The sequence below is a fragment of the Macrococcus bovicus genome, from assembly GCF_030376725.1.
Lineage (GTDB): Bacteria > Bacillota > Bacilli > Staphylococcales > Staphylococcaceae > Macrococcus > Macrococcus bovicus.
On record NZ_CP128470.1, the window covers coordinates 2,032,691 to 2,052,502 of the forward strand.

Annotated in this window: 13 protein-coding genes, 1 tRNA gene, 3 rRNA genes and 1 other RNA gene; 3 read left to right on the forward strand and 15 right to left on the reverse strand. The window is 44.5% G+C overall.

The genetic code is table 11. The annotated features are described in order from the left end of the window. Nucleotides 1-36 precede the first annotated feature (36 nt). From tmk to QSV55_RS11175, 15 genes are all read right to left on the reverse strand, one after another. Entirely contained in the window at nucleotides 37-642 is a 606-nt protein-coding gene (tmk, locus tag QSV55_RS11105) for a dTMP kinase (RefSeq protein WP_289650209.1), read from the reverse strand. Continuing rightward, complete coding sequence (locus QSV55_RS11110) at nucleotides 642-1,955, reverse strand: Orn/Lys/Arg family decarboxylase (protein WP_289650210.1); 1,314 nt, start codon at nucleotides 1,953-1,955, stop codon at nucleotides 642-644. Before QSV55_RS11110 ends, tmk begins: the two co-directional genes overlap by 1 nt. A gap of 104 nt (nucleotides 1,956-2,059) precedes the next feature. Then, a 5S ribosomal RNA gene (gene rrf / locus QSV55_RS11115) occupies nucleotides 2,060-2,174 on the reverse strand. Between the two features lie 80 nt (nucleotides 2,175-2,254). Beyond that, nucleotides 2,255-5,176 (reverse strand): 23S ribosomal RNA (locus tag QSV55_RS11120). A gap of 234 nt (nucleotides 5,177-5,410) precedes the next feature. Further along, nucleotides 5,411-6,963, reverse strand: a 16S ribosomal RNA gene (locus QSV55_RS11125). The 16S, 23S and 5S rRNA genes sit together here, the layout of an rRNA operon. A gap of 372 nt (nucleotides 6,964-7,335) precedes the next feature. Further along, nucleotides 7,336-8,175 (reverse strand): patatin-like phospholipase family protein, encoded by an 840-nt coding sequence (locus QSV55_RS11130; protein ID WP_289650211.1) that lies wholly within the window; start codon nucleotides 8,173-8,175, stop codon nucleotides 7,336-7,338. A 145-nt stretch (nucleotides 8,176-8,320) separates the two neighbouring features. Continuing rightward, on the reverse strand, nucleotides 8,321-8,917 hold the full coding sequence (gene recR / locus QSV55_RS11135; RefSeq protein WP_289650212.1) for a recombination mediator RecR: 597 nt from the start codon (nucleotides 8,915-8,917) through the stop codon (nucleotides 8,321-8,323). Next, nucleotides 8,917-9,237 (reverse strand): YbaB/EbfC family nucleoid-associated protein, encoded by a 321-nt coding sequence (locus QSV55_RS11140; RefSeq protein WP_133452165.1) that lies wholly within the window; start codon nucleotides 9,235-9,237, stop codon nucleotides 8,917-8,919. Before QSV55_RS11140 ends, recR begins: the two co-directional genes overlap by 1 nt. 16 nt (nucleotides 9,238-9,253) lie before the next feature. Then, nucleotides 9,254-10,894, reverse strand: a complete 1,641-nt coding sequence (gene dnaX, locus QSV55_RS11145) for a DNA polymerase III subunit gamma/tau (protein WP_133452159.1) — start codon at nucleotides 10,892-10,894, stop codon at nucleotides 9,254-9,256. An 87-nt stretch (nucleotides 10,895-10,981) separates the two neighbouring features. After that, nucleotides 10,982-12,226 (reverse strand): aminoacyltransferase, encoded by a 1,245-nt coding sequence (locus tag QSV55_RS11150; RefSeq protein WP_289650213.1) that lies wholly within the window; start codon nucleotides 12,224-12,226, stop codon nucleotides 10,982-10,984. A 116-nt stretch (nucleotides 12,227-12,342) separates the two neighbouring features. Next, an RNA gene (gene ffs / locus QSV55_RS11155) (signal recognition particle sRNA large type) lies at nucleotides 12,343-12,608 on the reverse strand. A 39-nt stretch (nucleotides 12,609-12,647) separates the two neighbouring features. Then, nucleotides 12,648-13,382 (reverse strand): trehalose operon repressor, encoded by a 735-nt coding sequence (gene treR, locus QSV55_RS11160; protein WP_289650214.1) that lies wholly within the window; start codon nucleotides 13,380-13,382, stop codon nucleotides 12,648-12,650. Nucleotides 13,383-13,435: 53 nt separating this feature from the next. Beyond that, nucleotides 13,436-15,070 (reverse strand): alpha,alpha-phosphotrehalase, encoded by a 1,635-nt coding sequence (treC, locus tag QSV55_RS11165; RefSeq protein WP_289650215.1) that lies wholly within the window; start codon nucleotides 15,068-15,070, stop codon nucleotides 13,436-13,438. A 20-nt stretch (nucleotides 15,071-15,090) separates the two neighbouring features. Further along, nucleotides 15,091-16,554 carry a PTS system trehalose-specific EIIBC component gene (gene treP, locus QSV55_RS11170; RefSeq protein ID WP_289650216.1) on the reverse strand — a complete coding sequence of 488 codons (1,464 nt, stop codon included), beginning with the start codon at nucleotides 16,552-16,554 and terminating at the stop codon, nucleotides 15,091-15,093. 184 nt (nucleotides 16,555-16,738) lie between these two features. Next, nucleotides 16,739-16,831: transfer RNA gene (locus tag QSV55_RS11175), tRNA-Ser, on the reverse strand. A gap of 116 nt (nucleotides 16,832-16,947) precedes the next feature. Here QSV55_RS11175 and QSV55_RS11180 point away from each other — a divergent pair. From QSV55_RS11180 to QSV55_RS11190, 3 genes are all read left to right on the forward strand, one after another. Beyond that, a complete protein-coding gene (locus QSV55_RS11180; protein ID WP_289650217.1) occupies nucleotides 16,948-17,649 on the forward strand; it encodes a hypothetical protein in 702 nt (233 codons plus the stop codon). 79 nt (nucleotides 17,650-17,728) lie between these two features. After that, the gene (locus QSV55_RS11185) at nucleotides 17,729-18,745 is read left to right on the forward strand and encodes an SDR family oxidoreductase (protein WP_289650218.1); all 1,017 of its coding nucleotides are present in this window, start codon (nucleotides 17,729-17,731) and stop codon (nucleotides 18,743-18,745) included. 16 nt (nucleotides 18,746-18,761) lie between these two features. After that, the gene (locus tag QSV55_RS11190) at nucleotides 18,762-19,811 is read left to right on the forward strand and encodes an ABC transporter permease (protein WP_289650219.1); all 1,050 of its coding nucleotides are present in this window, start codon (nucleotides 18,762-18,764) and stop codon (nucleotides 19,809-19,811) included. Nucleotide 19,812 lies beyond the last annotated feature (1 nt).

Below are 19,812 nucleotides of genomic sequence, written 5' to 3' on the forward strand. Positions count from 1 at the left end.
CAGCTGCTACCATCATCTATATGACATTATAACATATCAGCCTAATTTTTTGATGATGACTTGATAGGCGTCTTCTATCACTTCATCAATCGGCCGTGTGGCATCAATGGTCACAATTCTTTCATATGTATCCGCCAGATCATTATAGCCGTCATAGACACGTTGATGAAAAGCCAGTGATTCATTATCCAGGCGATTCGTTTCTCGCTGGTTATCCATGATGCGCGCCAGACCTATCTCTGGCGGCACTTTTAAATACAGGGTCAAATCAGGCATATAGCTCTCAATTGCAAACTGATTGACCGACATAATCTCTTCTACACCGATTCCTCGTGCATACCCTTGATAGGCAAGAGAACTGTCTATAAACCGGTCACAGAGAACGATTTGACCCGCATCTAAAGCAGGCTGAACTTTCTCTACTAAATGCTGACGGCGGCTGGCAGCAAACAGTAAGGCTTCTGTACGTGCATCCATGCTGTAATCATCAGAAAGCAACACGTCTCTGATCGCCTCGCTGATCCGAATACCTCCAGGCTCACGTGTTGTGATCAATGGACGTTCAAGTCGTGCTGCTACCGCCTGCATCACTGTCGATTTTCCTGAACCTTCCGGACCTTCAAACGTTATAAACATACTCATTACCTCTCATCTATAATGGTGATTTTTCCGTCTATTATACCATGAACATTTTGATAGCTACTCAGGACCTTGACATGTGCTTCGGTCAGTTTTTCTCCTGGCCATACATAAGGAATACCCGGCGGATAAGGAATGAGCGCATGGTAGAGCCTATATCCTATACCTTCCGCCAGGGTGACTGTCTGATAGTGCTCATTCACAGGAGAATAGAATCCTTCATCTACATTTAAAGGTTGCGACGCATTCAGCGGCTGTCTTTTCTCTAATTGAAGACGTTTTAACCGCAATAACAACTCATCAAAAGGATACGTATCCCCTTCGTGCCAGAGCGGCAGTACCAGAAGGACACTATCATAGTTAGAAAGCTCTACATAGATTTCCTGCTGTTCAAGCAGTTGTTTAAGTTCTGCCCCACTATAGCCTGTTTTCCTCAGCATTATTTTCAGAGGATCCTGTACCTCTATGACCTCAAAATGCCTAAGCGCATGAAGAAGCGACTGACGTTTATGATGAAAGACCCCATCATGATAGTGCCTGTAAAATGCATGCGCCTGCTCCAAGCTCGATAATATGAGATAAGAGGGACTGGAAGTCTGTAAGACTGATAGATAATGATCTATTTCTCTGCGAAGGGAACTCTTATGATTAATATGTATGACTGACCCCATTGTTAAAGCGGGCAACGTTTTATGGTAAGACTGCACCACATAATCAGCCTGATAGTTCAAAGAAGAAGAAGGAAATTGAGGAGAAATATCAAAATGGGCACCATGCGCCTCGTCTACCAATACTTCAATCCCCTTTTGATGAAAGAAGTCAATGGCACTTCTTATATCAAACGTCTCTCCAAAATAATTAGGATAAGTCAGTACTGCTAAACCTATCTCATCCCATTTCGCATTCGGATTCAGTTTACCGATACCTATGTACTGCTGGGTTTTTTCAGATACTGTCATCGGCAGAATGATGGCTTCTGTCCCCGTTAGATCAAGGGCATTGAAGACTGACTTATGTGCATTTCTCATCATTGCCACTTTCTTATGACTCTTTTTCTTATAGGCATGAATGACCGACAGAATCCCAACTGTTGTTCCATTCACTAAATAACGAGCCTCATACTCATCAGCACGCGCAAGTCTTCTTTGACTGTCCGCAATCACTTCTTCTGCATGATGATAATCGTCGAGCCCAGAAATTTCAGTCATATCGTGGCTGATAGGTAATTGCAAAGAACCAATGGAATACCTATGGTGACCAGGTACATGCAATGATATCGCATCTGAATAGGTAAACAGTCTTTGAGTGATGTCCATTTAATTATCCGCTCCTTATATCTGTTCAGTATAATCTAAATTTAGACATAAAAAAAGAGACCTAACAGGTCTCGAGTGCGGCTCATCGCATCCATTTTTAAACTGCCCGGCAACGTCCTACTCTCGCGGAACGTAAGTCCAACTACCATCGGCGCTAGAGAGCTTAACTTCTGTGTTCGGTATGGGAACAGGTGTGACCTCTCTGCCATCATCACCAGACAGGGTGAGAATATTGTACTCTCAAAACTAGATAAGCAAGGAAGAAGAAACCAGGCAAAGCCGGTCAAAAAATCTGATAATTGATTAAGTCTTCGATCGATTAGTATTCGTCAGCTCCACACATTACTGCGCTTCCACCTCGAACCTATTGACCTCATCATCTTTGAGGGATCTTATAACCGAAGTTGGGAAATCTCATCTTGAGGGGGGCTTCATGCTTAGATGCTTTCAGCACTTATCCCGTCCATACATAGCTACCCAGCTATGCCGCTGGCGCGACAACTGGTACACCAGAGGTATGTCCATCCCGGTCCTCTCGTACTAAGGACAGCTCCTCTCAAATTTCCTACGCCCACGACGGATAGGGACCGAACTGTCTCACGACGTTCTGAACCCAGCTCGCGTACCGCTTTAATGGGCGAACAGCCCAACCCTTGGGACCGACTACAGCCCCAGGATGCGATGAGCCGACATCGAGGTGCCAAACCTCCCCGTCGATGTGAACTCTTGGGGGAGATAAGCCTGTTATCCCCGGGGTAGCTTTTATCCGTTGAGCGATGGCCCTTCCATGCGGAACCACCGGATCACTAAGTCCGTCTTTCGACCCTGCTCGACTTGTAGGTCTCGCAGTCAAGCTCCCTTGTGCCTTTACACTCTGCGAATGATTTCCAACCATTCTGAGGGAACCTTTGAGCGCCTCCGTTACTCTTTAGGAGGCGACCGCCCCAGTCAAACTGCCCGCCTGACACTGTCTCCCGCCACGATAAGTGGCGCGGGTTAGAAAGTCAACACAGCCAGGGTAGTATCCCACCAGCGCCTCCACGTAAGCTGACGCTCACGCTTCAAAGGCTCCTACCTATCCTGTACAAGCTGTGCCGAATTTCAATATCAGGCTGCAGTAAAGCTCCACGGGGTCTTTCCGTCCTGTCGCGGGTAACCTGCATCTTCACAGGTACTATGATTTCACCGAGTCTCTCGTTGAGACAGTGCCCAAATCGTTACGCCTTTCGTGCGGGTCGGAACTTACCCGACAAGGAATTTCGCTACCTTAGGACCGTTATAGTTACGGCCGCCGTTTACTGGGGCTTCAATTCGTAGCTTCGCAGATGCTAACCACTCCTTTTAACCTTCCAGCACCGGGCAGGCGTCAGCCCCTATACGTCACCTTACGGTTTTGCAGAGACCTGTGTTTTTGATAAACAGTCGCTTGGGCCTATTCACTGCGGCTCTTCAGGGCTTGCACCCTAAAAAGCACCCCTTCTCCCGAAGTTACGGGGTCATTTTGCCGAGTTCCTTAACGAGAGTTCGCTCGCTCACCTTAGAATTCTCATCTTGACTACCTGTGTCGGTTTGCGGTACGGGCACCTGATCTCTAACTAGAGGCTTTTCTTGGCAGTGTGAAATCGACGACTTCGCTACTTAATTTCGCTCCGCATCACATCCTGACCTTAAGAGTACCGGATTTGCCTGATACTCAGTCTCAATGCTTGCACGTACATAACCAACAGTACGATCGCCTATCCTTCTGCGTCCCCCCATCGTTCAAACAATCTCAGGTGGTACAGGAATATCTACCTGTTATCCATCGCCTACGCCTGTCGGCCTCGGCTTAGGTCCCGACTAACCCAGAGCGGACGAGCCTTCCTCTGGAAACCTTAGTCAATCGGTGGACGGGATTCTCACCCGTCTTTCGCTACTCACTCCGGCATTCTCACTTCCAAGCGCTCCACATGTCCTTACGGTCATGCTTCGACGCCCTTGGAACGCTCTCCTACCATTGTCCTAAGGACAATCCACAGCTTCGGTAATATGTTTAGCCCCGGTACATTTTCGGCGCAGCGTCACTCGACTAGTGAGCTATTACGCACTCTTTAAATGATGGCTGCTTCTAAGCCAACATCCTAGTTGTCTGGGCAACGCCACATCCTTTTCCACTTAACATATATTTTGGGACCTTAGCTGGTGGTCTGGGCTGTTTCCCTCTCGACTACGGACCTTATCACCCGCAGTCTGACTCCCGCACTAAATTATCTGGCATTCGGAGTTTGTCTGAATTCGGTAACCCGAGGGGGGCCCCTAGTCCAAACAGTGCTCTACCTCCAGTAATCATCATGCGAGGCTAGCCCTAAAGCTATTTCGGAGAGAACCAGCTATCTCCAGGTTCGATTGGAATTTCTCCGCTACCCACACCTCATCCGCTCACTTTTCAACGTAAGTCGGTTCGGTCCTCCATTCAGTGTTACCTGAACTTCAACCTGGACATGGGTAGATCACCTGGTTTCGGGTCTACGTCCTGATACTCATTCGCCCTGTTCAGACTCGCTTTCGCTGCGGCTCCGCATCCACTGCTTAACCTTGCATCAAAACGTAACTCGCCGGATCATTCTACAAAAGGCACGCCATCACCCATTAACGGGCTCTGACTACTTGTAAGCACACGGTTTCAGGTTCTATTTCACTCCCCTTCCGGGGTGCTTTTCACCTTTCCCTCACGGTACTGGTTCACTATCGGTCACTAGAGAGTATTTAGCCTTGGGAGATGGTCCTCCCGGATTCCGACGGAATTCCACGTGTTCCGCCGTACTCAGGATCCACTCAGGAGGGAACGACTTTTCGACTACAGGACCTTTACCTTCTCTGGTTGACTTTTCCAAAGTCATTCGTCTAAATCGTTCCTTTGTAACTCCGTATAGAGTGTCCTACAACCCCAGGATGCAAGCATCCTGGTTTGGGCTCTTCCCGTTTCGCTCGCCGCTACTCAGGGAATCGAGTTTTCTTTCTCTTCCTCCGGGTACTTAGATGTTTCAGTTCTCCGGGTGTGCCTTCTCATATGCTATGTATTCACATATGGATAGCATGACATGACTCATGCTGGGTTTCCCCATTCGGAAATCTCTGGATCAGTGCTTACTTACAGCTCCCCAGAGCATATCGTCGTTAGTAACGTCCTTCTTCGGCTTCTAGTGCCAAGGCATCCACCGTGCGCCCTTAATAACTTAATCTGTTATTAATAATGTGATGTCTGTATGAATACAGACGCGCGATTTTTTTGAGAATTCAATCAATGAACTCACTCGGTTTTGCTTGGTAAAATCTTTTTCTTCTTGCTTTATCTAGTTTTCAAAGTACAATCTGAATGCCATGAACCATAAGGTTCTATAAACATTCAAAACTGAATACAATATGTCAGACGTCATTCCGAAGGAATTAAGATTCCTTTTCCGTATTATCCTTAGAAAGGAGGTGATCCAGCCGCACCTTCCGATACGGCTACCTTGTTACGACTTCACCCCAATCATCTGTCCCACCTTCGACGGCTAGCTCCTGTAAAGGTTACTCCACCGGCTTCGGGTGTTACAAACTCTCGTGGTGTGACGGGCGGTGTGTACAAGACCCGGGAACGTATTCACCGTAGCATGCTGATCTACGATTACTAGCGATTCCAGCTTCATGTAGTCGAGTTGCAGACTACAATCCGAACTGAGAATGGTTTTATGGGATTTGCTTGACCTCGCGGTTTTGCTGCCCTTTGTACCATCCATTGTAGCACGTGTGTAGCCCAAATCATAAGGGGCATGATGATTTGACGTCATCCCCACCTTCCTCCGGTTTGTCACCGGCAGTCTCTCTAGAGTGCCCAACTGAATGATGGCAACTAAAGATAAGGGTTGCGCTCGTTGCGGGACTTAACCCAACATCTCACGACACGAGCTGACGACAACCATGCACCACCTGTCACTCTGTCCCCCGAAGGGGAACGCTCTGTCTCCAGAGTTGTCAGAGGATGTCAAGATTTGGTAAGGTTCTTCGCGTTGCTTCGAATTAAACCACATGCTCCACCGCTTGTGCGGGTCCCCGTCAATTCCTTTGAGTTTCAGTCTTGCGACCGTACTCCCCAGGCGGAGTGCTTAATGCGTTAGCTGCAGCACTGAGGGGCGGAAACCCCCCAACACTTAGCACTCATCGTTTACGGCGTGGACTACCAGGGTATCTAATCCTGTTTGATCCCCACGCTTTCGCACCTCAGCGTCAGTTACAGACCAGAGAGCCGCCTTCGCCACTGGTGTTCCTCCATATCTCTGCGCATTTCACCGCTACACATGGAATTCCACTCTCCTCTTCTGCACTCAAGTCTCCCAGTTTCCAATGACCCTCCCCGGTTGAGCCGGGGGCTTTCACATCAGACTTAAGAAACCGCCTACGCGCGCTTTACGCCCAATAATTCCGGATAACGCTTGCCACCTACGTATTACCGCGGCTGCTGGCACGTAGTTAGCCGTGGCTTTCTGGTAAGGTACCGTCAAGGTACGTTCAGTTACTAACGTACTTGTTCTTCCCTTACAACAGAGTTTTACGATCCGAAGACCTTCTTCACTCACGCGGCGTTGCTCCGTCAGACTTTCGTCCATTGCGGAAGATTCCCTACTGCTGCCTCCCGTAGGAGTCTGGGCCGTGTCTCAGTCCCAGTGTGGCCGATCACCCTCTCAGGTCGGCTACGCATCGTCGCCTTGGTGAGCCGTTACCTCACCAACTAGCTAATGCGCCGCGGGTCCATCTGTAAGTGACAGCAAAACCGTCTTTCACTATTCCACCATGAGGTGGAAAATATTATCCGGTATTAGCTCCGGTTTCCCGAAGTTATCCCAGTCTTACAGGTAGGTTACCCACGTGTTACTCACCCGTCCGCCGCTGACTTCAGAGGTGCAAGCACCTCGTCTGTCCGCTCGACTTGCATGTATTAGGCACGCCGCCAGCGTTCATCCTGAGCCAGGATCAAACTCTCCATAAAAGTGTTTGATAAAGCTCTTTGATTGGTTAAGCCAATCACTCTTGAAAGTACTATTCGTACTCAAATTATTGGAATTAACGTTGACATATTGTCATTCAGTTTTCAATGTTCATTTTTCGTCTCACAAGATTTAACTATACTCTCTTTTGTCGAGAAAGTCAACAACTTTTTAAAACTTTTTTATTTTCTTCAGTTGTTGTTAAGTTATATCTTTACCGGACAAGATTTAATTATACGCGCTTCTTTTAAAGAAGTCAACACTTTTTATAATTTCTTATTCAGTGTCTGTTATTATCTCTGCCGGACAAGATATAACTATACAGGGTTTATCGCCCTGCAACAAGCATCAAAATTACACTATTCCTATTTTTATTAAAAATCTTTAATCGCCGCTATTTTCTGTGCTGCATCCCGATAACCCAGTTCATATAGCTGATTCAGTTTATCTCGGTCTTTTTCCATCCGATCCACTTTCAGGTTAAGGCTCGGTCTAATAACCAGAATACGGCCTGCCGCTTCCTCTTTTTCTATGTAATGCAGTGTTTCATTATAACGGCCCGGTCTTCTACGCATCGCTTCGTTGATTGCAGGGTAATCTTTAACTTTGAAGTATTTCGCTAATCGACTGGATTTCTTGAAGTAACCTTTAGGTCTCGTCAGTACGACAACATTTTTTTTAATCCCATCCCGCTGTGCTTTACGTAAAGGAATAGGATCGGTCACCCCTCCATCTAAAAGCTTCTTACCTTTGTATTCTACAACAGGAGCCATCAACGGTAATGAACTCGATGCTCTTAATATAGTCAGCATATCTTCTTGCAGTTCCTTCTTATTGTAGTATTCTGTTCCACCCGTCTCGCAATTTGTACAGGCAATGACGTATTCTCCTTCATACAGTAAAAAATCTTTCATATGATAAGGTTCCAGGACATTCGGAATCTCATCAAAAATAAAATCCATCCCGAACATCTCTTTATTCTTAAGGTAATTATTAAATGATAAATAACGTTTATCATCTAGATAATCAAGCGTCACCCGCTTATTCCGTCCTTTTTGTTTCGACAAATAAGATGCAGCCATATTACCGCCGGCTGATACGCCAATCACATAATCGAAGCTGATATCATAATCCATGAAACAATCCAGCACACCCGCTGTATAAATTCCGCGCATACCGCCGCCTTCTAGTACTAATCCTTTCTTGTCCATCACTATCACCTCTATTGTAGTATTCCATATTATAGCAAACCGTTATTAAATATTAAAAATCACTGCTTTGAAACCATCTGAATATGATTTCAGGACTCCCGACCGGTCCTATAAAAAAAAGAAGCTTCTCAAAAGAGAAGCTTCTTTTTTATATTTCTGTTCGGCCGGAGATGGCCTTTGACAGGGTCACTTCATCTGCATACTCAAGGTCTCCCCCGACTGGCAGACCATGTGCCAGCCGAGTTGTCTTGATACCGATAGGTTTGATCAATCTCGAGATATACATCGCTGTTGATTCACCTTCGATATTAGGATTAGTGGCAAGAATCAATTCCTGTACTTCCTCATCTTTCAGACGAGAGAGCAGACTCGGGATATTGATATCTTCCGGGCCTACCCCTTCCATGGGTGAAATAGCACCTTGCAGAACATGATAAAGCCCTCTGTACTCACGCATTTTCTCCATCGCAATGACATCTTTGGATTCTTCAACAACGCAGATCATCGAACGATCACGCGTCTTGTCCTGACAGATATAGCACGGGTCGCTGTCTGTGATATGTCCACATACTGAACAGTAAGTGAGCTCACGTTTCACATCAACCAGCGCCTTCGCAAAATTCATAACATCTTCTTCTTTCATATCCAGAACATGAAAGGCAAGGCGTGCCGCTGTCTTCGGACCAATACCGGGCAGTTTCATAAAGCTGTCAATCAGCCTTGATATAGGTGCAGGATAATGCATTACATCATTCCCGGAATGTTCAATCCTTTAGTGTGCTGACCTAAACGTTGAGCCGTTACCTCATCTGCTTTAGATAATGCTTCGTTTGTCGCTGCTAACACTAAATCCTGTAACATTTCGATATCTTCAGGATCCACGACTTCTTCTTTGATGATCACGTCAATTACTTCCTTATGACCTGATACCACGACTGTTACCATACCGCCGCCTGCTGTTCCTTCGATACGTTCTTCTTTCAGTTTTTCCTGCTCTTCAGCCATTTTCTTCTGCATTTTCTGCATCTGTTTCATCATTTGTTGCATGTTTCCGCCACCGCGCATCATTATTTCCTCCTTATTAATCAATCATATTAATCGTGTCTTTACCAAATAACTCTTCTGCTGTCTTGACAATATCCTGTTTTTTAGGTGTTTCAGCTGGTTGAGCTTTACGATTCTGGATATAGTCATGTCTGACTTGCAGCCACTGTGAGTCCGGTACACCTACCATTTTAACTTTTTTATTGATGATTGTGTACACAATCGACTCAATCTGCTGCCGTTTTTCTTCATCCTTATTGACGATATCTGAGTGAATATCATCGTCAAACTTAATCAGAATATGAGTGCTGCTTGCTGCTACAGGCTCTGTGTTCTGCATCAGACTGACGAGAGCCCGTTGATCATTCTGTTTCACATGGTCGATCAGCGACTGCCAGTTTTCTTTCAGATAGGTCAGATCTTCACGATTGGCATTATCGAGTACAGTTTCAATCTGCGCCATCGAAAAATGATTCTTAGCCTTCGTTTCTTTACGCACCGGTTTAGAAGGTGCTGCCGCTACTGGATTCAACTGCACGGCTGCCAGTTTGTCTTCAAATGCCTTGAAGCGTTCATCGATATAAGCATGATCAATGCTTTCGGCCGGACCACTTACTCTTTCTTTTAATTTCACCAGCTCAGACAACTTGACGATCAGCACTTCAAAATGCAGATTCATATTGACCGCAAAACGCATAGAGACAAGCGTGTCATTGATTTTATCAATCATTTCATAAATCGTCGACAGCTCCACTTCATAGATCAGGCCATCCTGTCTTTCTCCTGTCGCAAAGTCGACGATGACATCGCGCAAGTAGTAGATAAGGTCATTAACAAGTCGGTTGACTTCTTTTCCGGCGCTGAGCAGCTGATGGTAGAGATCAAAAGCCCCTCTGACATCATGCTTAATGATGAGGTCAGTCAGCTGTCTCAGTTCCTCTTTACCGACACTGCCCGTCACATTCAACACATGCGTCAGCGTCAAGGACTCATCTCCGAACGCAATAGCCTGATCCAGAATGCTGAGCGCATCCCGCATCCCCCCTTCAGCAGACTGCGCGATAAAGGCAAGAGCCTCCTGCTCGAAGTCTATGTTTTCTTTCTTACAGACATACGCAAGATGGTCAATGATGTCCGGTGTACTGATGGCTTTGAAGTCGAACCGCTGGCATCTGGAGATGATGGTCGGCGGGATTTTATGCGGCTCTGTTGTTGCCAGAATAAAGATTGCATGCGCCGGTGGTTCTTCCAGTGTTTTCAGAAGGGCGTTGAACGCACCTGTCGTCAGCATATGAACCTCGTCAATGATATAAACCTTGTAACGGGATTCGCCTGGTGCGTATTTCACTTTGTCACGGATATTTCGAATCTCATCGACGCCGTTATTGCTGGCCGCATCGATTTCGATGACGTCAGAATTGGTACCATTTGTGATAGATATACAACTTGCACATTCATTACATGGTTCTCCGTCATGACGTTCCGTACAGTTGATGGCTTTCGCAAATATCTTGGCGATACTCGTCTTTCCCGTTCCCCGGGGCCCGTTAAACAGATAGGCGTGAGAAATCTTGTTTCTCGCAATAGCGTTCTTCAGTGTCGTTGTGACATGCTTCTGACCGACCACTTCTTCAAATGACTGCGACCGGAACACACGATATAAAGCTTGATAACTCAAGACGTCCCCTCCATCGGTAGTAATAGTTTCATTATATCATTTCAGATATAAAAAATAGGAACACGGAAGTGTTCCTATTCAAAAAACTTACTTACGTTTCAACAGTTGATAAAACTTATAGGCAGGTCCATTCAGCGGTTTGATGAAATCACCAATCTGCTCATCAATATAGGCATTGAACCCTTTTTTAAATTTAATGACACCCATATCAGGGGAAGTCTCTTCATTAAAATCTCCGCTGACCCCATAGAAATTATAGCGTTTTAAACCGAGCTGGTTGGCGAATTTAATCATTTCCCACTGCATGTGGTAAGCACCCATAAACTTATTATATTTAGGATTGGAACCACTCGACAGATAATAGAGTTCATGATTGTTGAAGATATAGATCGCACTCGCAAGTTCGAGAATATCACCATCTGATTGTTTCAGCTCTTCTGTTTCAGCTATTTTCTTTTCTATTTGATGGACAGCTTTTTCGAGTTCTGCTGTCTTATTTTTCAGCTTTCTGAAATCCGGGTTCTGTTTCAGCTCTTCGTTTGATGTTTCAAATTCTGTACGTTTCGCTGTTAACTGCGCCTGCAATCGAGACAGATAGTCGTTTAGATCAATATAGGCGAGCACGACCCGTGCATTGTCACCGTACATTTTTTTCATACGCTTGAACGTCTCAAGACCGAAAAGAGAAAAATCATGCTTATCTTCTGCCATACGGTACAGGCTGAAGAATTTATCCATCTCATCATCAGATAAATCCCGCATCTGAACACCCATCTCAATCGTCTTATTGATATTACGACGTGTCTTATATTCCATCTCTTTCAGCAGTTCATCATCCGTCTTAGCGGTCAAGTCAAGTACTGAGAAATAACGGGCCTGTGAATCCATCGAATAGCCGATTGGATAGCCTCTATGCATATAACCTAGTGATGCCATGGTCTGAATCACATCATCAACCGGCTGCTCTGCTGTGACATTTCCGTCACCATCCAGATAATTACGGGTCATATACGGGTCCACCAGAACAAACAGGCCTTTACGTGCTTTCAGATATGAGGTCAGGTGCGTATAGAAGAACCGGACAAGTTCTTGATTGTGGTGATCCATCACCGGTCCTTTATGCGTGTAATAATACTTGAAAAACTTAAGACTTATAGCGCCTGTCAGAAGACAGGCGGCAAGAACGCGTTCTCCTTCTTTGACACCGACTAAATGAACATCCATGTTCATCGCCTTTCGACCTGTATAATGTGCGCGTGTTTGCGTATAATGACTGAATTCATCTTTAACGAACGAATCAAATTCATCAATCGTCAGTTCACAGAATTTCATTGTCCTGCTCCTCTCCATTTACCTTTAAAAGTATGCCATAATTGCACAAAATTAAAAAGGCATATCCATCGATATGCCCCGTACTTTATATATAGATTTATTAATAATAAAGAAAGCCGTGCACCTCTGCCTTGTTAAGCCTACATGAGCGGAACCTCGATCGCCAGCTCAAAGACGGCTACCCCAGCCACATACAAGTTACCACTTAATGCTGCTTCCTTCCGGACCTGACATGGTTCATGGGCTTATATTGACCAGGACCGACTTCTCAACACTACGTGTCAAAGTCAGACCTCATAAATTGCTTCCCGCAGCAAAGGAATTAGGTCTTGCCTAAGCGGATTGCAAGTATAGGGAACCGCTACCTCCCCACTTAGCACGGTAGTATATATAATACTATACCTCTTTCAGTAATTGCAAGTTATTTGTCGACTTCTGACATCCGACGCGAGAAATCAACAAATCTGAATTCACTCGCCCGATGTTTTGAAACATTATATTGAAAAGGCACAGCATTAGCCAGATGGACCACTGAACGCACCGTCGCAGCATAAGGGGGAACCGCTTCTTCAAATAACTGCAGTTCCAAGTCTGTCATCGGTTCAAAGGTGATGGCTTTATTGGAAAAACTGATATTAAGCTGGAGCTTATTTTCAATAAACGCATAGATGGATTGTTCAGCAATTTCCGCAGTCAGGTCAGGAATCAGTTCAGCAATAAAGTAATCAATATCAATGATATTCACCCGCTGATTTTTTCTGCGAGTACGAATGACTTCATAAAGCACAGTATCCTCTTCAATATTCAGGGCTTTTTGCGCCAGCGGGTGCTCCGCTGCACGTACTAATTTAAAGGATTCTACCTGTGTCTGATAGTCGATGCCGAGCGTCGTATTGATTTCCTGGAAACTGACAAGCTGAGATATCGGCAGGTTCGTACCTTCCTGATAAATGACCACGGAGCCCTTCCCTTTCAGCTTCTGAATATACCCGTTCATCTGCAGAAGATTGAGCGCTTTACGCACTGTTTCACGTGATACGTTATACTTTTTGACCAGCAGATTTTCTGACGGAAGTTGGTCATGAAATTGATATTCTCCCTTGATAATCTGGCCGCTGATATCCTGATAAATCATCTGATATTTATTTCTATTCATCCTGATCCCTCTTATCCCGAGTCTACTTGCTATGTTATCTCAGTATAAGGCCGTTAGCTCAAGACAGCAACCGCTTGATACGGTTTTAATCTTCGTTCTATTAGATGATAATTATTCATCAGAACTTCACCGTCTGTCGCTAATCCATCTGGCATATCCACTTCCTGCCCGCTGAAATTAGCGACTACAGTAATGGTCTGGTCATCCAGTACTCTTCTGTAGGCAAAGAGTTGAGGATGCTCCACAAGTTCCGGCACCACTTCACCGTATGTCATAATATCCAGATTGTGTCGGAGCTTGATTAACTGCTGGTAAGTATAGAAAATGGACTGCGGGTCGCGCAACGCATCTTCAACATTAATGGTTTTATAATTAGAGGCCACATCCAGCCACGGCGTTCCGGTCGTAAAGCCGGCATTGGGTTCGTCAGACCACTGCACAGGCGAACGGGCATTATCACGCGACTTCTGCTGCAGAATTCGGATGACCTGTTCTTCGCTCATCCCCTGTTCCAGCATCAACGAATAGGCATTGAGAGATTCAACATCCCGATATTGACTGATATGTTCGAGATAAAGATTGGTCATTCCAATCTCCTCACCTTGATAGATATAAGGTGTGCCTTGCAGGAAATGAAGAGCAATCGCAAGCATTTTAGCGCTCTTAACACGATTCTCCTCAGTAGAATCATCGCCAAAACGTGAGACGACACGCGGCTGGTCATGATTACACCAGAAGATAGCGTTCCAGCCTCCACCCGCAGCGATTCCTGTCTGCCATTTAAAGAGAATCTTTTTCAGCTCGATGAAGTCATAAGGCATTTCAGACCATTTTTCACCATTCTGATAATCCACCTTCAAGTGGTGGAAATTGAATACACTGCTGAGTTCCTGACGTTCCGGCTTCGTATATTGAATGCAATGCTCAAGGGTCGTCGAACTCATTTCTCCGACTGTCATGAATCCTTCTTTTCTACCGAATGTCTTACGATTCAGTTCATGCAGGTAATCATGCACTTTAGGTCCATCGGTATAGAACTCTTTGCCTTCTTTCGGGGAATTTTCATAGGCCCCTTTTGAAATCAGATTGATGACATCAAAGCGGAAACCGTCCATGCCGAAATCAATCCAGTAATTGATCATGTCATAAATTTCTCGGCGCAGCCCTTCATTCTCCCAGTTCAGATCTGCCTGTGTCACATCAAAAAGGCGAAGATAATACTGACCGGTTGCCTCATCATACTGCCAGGCATTCCCACCAAACTTTGATTCCCAGTTCGTCGGCGGACCATCTGTACCATCTTTCCATATATAGTAGTCACGATACGGATTATCCTTGGACTTACGAGCTTCCACAAACCAGTTATGATGCGTCGAAGTATGATTGATGACGATGTCCGACATAATCTTGATGCCACGGTTATGTGCTTCATCAAGTAAGCGCCTGAAATCTTCTTTCGTACCGAAGTCAGGATGAATTTCATAATAATCGCTGATATCATAGCCATTATCATTCATAGGTGAGCGATAGACAGGCGTCAGCCAGATATAATCGATACCGAGCTCTTTTAAATAATCCAACTTCTCGATAACCCCGTTAATGTCACCTTGACCATTACCTGTCGTATCGTTGAATGACTTCGGATAAATCTGATAGACCACTGATTTTTTCCAATCCGTAACCGCCATATTTAAACTCCTTCAGTTCTTTATTTTATTTCCGTCACACGTTCTACAACTACTTCTTCACCTTTTTTCTTGGCAAAATTCGAGAAGATTAAAGTCAGAATAATAGGCAGCACAATGGCAATGATCATACCGATAAAGAAAGTGAGACGGAAGCCTTCATTAATGGAAATAATTCCAGGTACGCCCCCTACACCGACACGCCCTAATAACTGCTGGGAGCCAAATATTGCTCCCACGATACCTGTTGTTATCACTGCTGCAATAAAGGGATATTTAAGCGGGATGTTGACTCCGAACATTGCAGGTTCTGTGACACCTAACCAGCCTGAGATACCGGAAGTGAAGGCAAGCCCCTCTTCTTTAACCATTTTACGGCGTTTATATAAGAACCATGCTGCGAATGCAGCAGAACCTTGTGCAATATTCGAAATCGCTAAAATCGGCCATAAATACGTTCCGCCAAGCTGTGAGTTCTGTAACTGAAAGTCGACTGCCAAGAACATATGATGGAGTCCTGTTACGACAAGTGGCGCATAAACCAGTCCGTAGATTAAACCGCCTAACCAGCCTGCTTGCGTAAAGATGAATTGAATGATATCGGTAATCTGTGTACCTAACCATAAAGCTACCGGACCGATAATCAAGAATGACAGGAAACCAATTAATAATAATGATACCGGGCCTACAACCAGCATCTTGATGGAATCATGCACACGTTTATTTAAGAAGCGTTCTACTTTTGCGAGGAACCATGCCGCAATTAATACGGGTAAAACTTGTCCTTGATAGTTTAATTTATTAATTTGAAGGCCAAATACATCCCATTGTGGAATTTTAGTCAGTTCTCCTGTGTCAGCATTTCCAAGACTATATTGAGATGCGAGACCTGGATGACACATAATTAAACCTAATACCATGCCTAGAATTGGACTACCTCCAAATACACGCATTGCTGACCAACCGATCAAAGCTGGTAAGAAAATAAAAGGAGCAGCTGCTATGAAGTTGATTATTTCAGCTAAGTCTTTTAGTTGGGGATACATTTCGACAAGTGACTGCTTTCCAAATAATCCTCCAGCTGTCAGAACATTATTAAGCCCTAACAGCAGACCCGCTGTCACGATTGCAGGCAGCAATGGAATGAAGACATCTCCCAGTGTTTTAATAGCCCGTTGTAATGGGTTCATTTTATCTGCTGCAGCTGCTTTGACTTCATCCTTTGTACTTTCGCCCATACCTGTCTCTTCAGTGAAGACTTTATAGGCTTCATCTACAGTACCCGGACCGATGACGATCTGAAACTGATTGTTTGCAGCAAATGAGCCCTTCACCAAATCAATCTTATCTAATTCTTCTTTATTGACCTTTGACTCATCCTCAAGTGCTAAACGCAAGCGCGTCACGCAGTGTGTCGCTGCATTGACATTCTCTTTGCCGCCGATTGCCCTAATAATGCGTCTGACATCATCTCTATTTACTGCCATCTCTCCATCTCCCTTATGTTAAATTAAGTTCATTGTAACGTGTCTATACAGGTCTTGCAAATATAAAGTGAAAAGGTTTTCATAGTTAATTTATTCACTCATGCCTCTCTATTTCAACACAAAAAAAGATGCTCTGATTGCTCAGAGCATCTTTATCTATATCAATATGATGATTATCTATAAATGGCGGAGGAAGAGGGATTCGAACCCCCGCGAGCCGTTAAGCCCCTGTCGGTTTTCAAGACCGATCCCTTCAGCCGGACTTGGGTATTCCTCCAAATAAGACAATATCTATCTTATAACACACTGTTTTTTTTGTCAACGCGTTTTATGATATTTTTTATAATCCATAAAACGGGGTAAAGACAACTGAATGAAAGTGAGGATAACTAAATGAAATATGAAGTGAAAGTATTTGCAGTCGCACAAGAAGTACTCAATAAAAAGGGACATATTAAATCAAGTCTATTGGAAGCATTTGATGCTAAAAAAGGTGACGAAGATTTTCTCGTTCAGTTTATCGATCATGACTCTAAACGCAACTATCACAATAAAGTGACGATGCGTATCCGTAAATCTGAAGACGATGAATTTATGGAAATACAGTATAAAAAGCGCTATCCTGTGCTGGCTACTATTGATGACGCTATCCGGCAGGCCGAAGAGGAAGGTATCAACGGAGAACTTGAGGTCGAATACGGTGTTAACAAAAAGACCCTTAGTGTCACCCATGTTGTAGAAGTGCCGGTAGATGCCCATCTTCTGCCGGCATTAGATCAAAGTCATCATCACGTGACCAGTGCGGCGCCAGAGGTTTTTGAGCCTTTCCTGACTGAGCTGGATGAATCAACGCTCGTCGGTCCTTATGAGTTTGAACGCCATAGCGGCAAGCTGAACGGCTACAAAATCAAGCTTGAACGCTGGCTAATAGCAGAGACACCGATTGTGGAAATCTCCTCTAAAGTTACAACCGAGAAAGAGGCACAAGAGCTCCAGCAGCAGCTGATTGACTATTTGAATGAACTGAAGGTCTATGAAGCAACCGATCAGCTGAAAACAGAACTTATTTTTGAGAATAAGGACTCATCTTCATAATGTTTGTTAAACGTCTTTCAACAAAGGTACAATAGTAATTATAACCATTAATAATGGCTAGAATTAGAAAGAAGTGGAAGTGGATTTTCTGAATATTTTTTTAACAGGCGCAACCGGTTTTGTTGGCGCTGAACTGATTAAACAACTGGCAAAAGAGCACGACCTTTATATTCTTTATCGTGACGCACATAAAAAGGAGAAGCTGATCAGTCAGCTACCGGATGCCTCTCTTCATTTTGTCAAAGGAGATATCACCCAGGAAAACTGTGGCGTCACTGAAGCATTACCGGCCATGGATTATTTTTATCATCTCGCAGCGCTCGTCAAATTTGATGAAGAACTTCGCGAAGACTTATTCAATATCAATTTAGAAGGCACTAAACATGCGCTTGCGTTAGCAGAAGCATTGCAGACACAGCATTTCATCTATGTCTCAACAGCCTATACAACTGGACAGAATGAATATGCGAAGGAAATGCTTCACCCGCTTAACACCCCTGTTCATAACCCGTATGAAGAAAGCAAGCTGCAGGCTGAACACTTAGTGATGCAGGCACCGATGAAGAAGTCCATTCTTCGTCCTGCTATTATTATCGGCGATTCTGTCACTGGGGCAGCAGATTCCAAATTTACGTTATATGGCTTCATGAAGGCGCTGAAAATTTTCCGGCGAAAAATGTCACGAACTGCTATGACGCAGCAGTTCCGTTTATTCGGCCACGATGATGGCACCTCAAACTTAGTGCCTGTCGACTATGTCGTTAAAGTGCTGACGCATGCCCTGCATGCAGAGGACAAGAAGATATATCATATCACGAATAGCAGGCCGCCTAAAAACAGTGAAATTCTTGCCATAATTAAAAAATATTTGAACTTCGACCAACTGATCGTAGCGCCGGAAAGTGCCGGAGGTGATATGACAGAAGAAGAATGTCTCCTCAATAGTTATATCGCTGTTTTTAACCCCTACTTCAAAAAATCAGTCATATTTGAGGATAAGAACACTGTAGCGCTGCTCGCTGAACGTGGCGATCATCTCTTAAATCTGACTGAAGAACAGCTCGACAGAATCATCAAAACTTATCTCGTTCAATAACAGGGAGGCAAAAAATATGTTTTTAGCCTGGAAAGAACTGATATACAGCAAATTAAAGTTCAGTCTAATCATTGGCGTGCTTGTGCTGATCGGTTATCTTCTCTTCTTGATCTCCGGACTGTCCAACGGTCTGATGAATATGAACCGGGAAGCCATCGATACATGGGGCGGCGATGCTATTGTCATGACCGAGGAATCGAACCAGAATCTTGCGCAATCTGTGATGGACAGCGATGAAATAACAAATAAATTTAAAGAGGTCGCACCCATTAAAAACACGGCTGTCATCGCATCAACGGATGACCGTAAACAGAACGCTCTGCTATTTGGGATTGATACTGATACTTTCATCTCACCAAAAGTCAGCGAAGGACAAGCATTCAATGAAGATTTTGAAGTCGTCGCAGATGATACCTTGAAAGAAAAAGGTTTTAAGATTGGTGACACCCTTGATTTAGCGGGTACAGATGACAACCTGAAAATCACCGGGTTCACTGAAGGCGCTAAATATAATGCAGCACCAATTCTCTATGCCAACAATCATACGGTCGATAGACTCACAAATGATCGCATGAAAGATAAAGTCAATGCCTTTGTAGTGAAAGATCCTGACTTTAAAGATGTTGACCTCAACAGTGATCTGCAAGTCGTTGATACAGAATCTTTCATCAAGAAGCTGCCGGGTTACACTGAACAGAAACTGACACTCGATTTCATGAGTTATTTCCTTTTTGCCATTTCAGCATTTATCATCGGTATTTTCTTATATGTCATCACCATTCAGAAAGCACCGATATATGGACTGCTGAAAGCACAAGGCTTAAGCAACGGCTTCCTGGCGAAGTCTGTGCTTTATCAGACGCTCATCCTTTCAGTCATTGCTGTTGTCATCTCGCTCGGTCTGACACTTCTGACCGCACACTTTATGCCCCCTGTTGTCCCTATTATCTTTAAATGGCAGTTAATTGCTTTATATGCTGCTACATTGATCATTACTGCTTTACTAGGCGGCTTATTCTCCATCCGTTCCATACAAAAAGTCGATCCACTTAAAACTATCGGGTAGG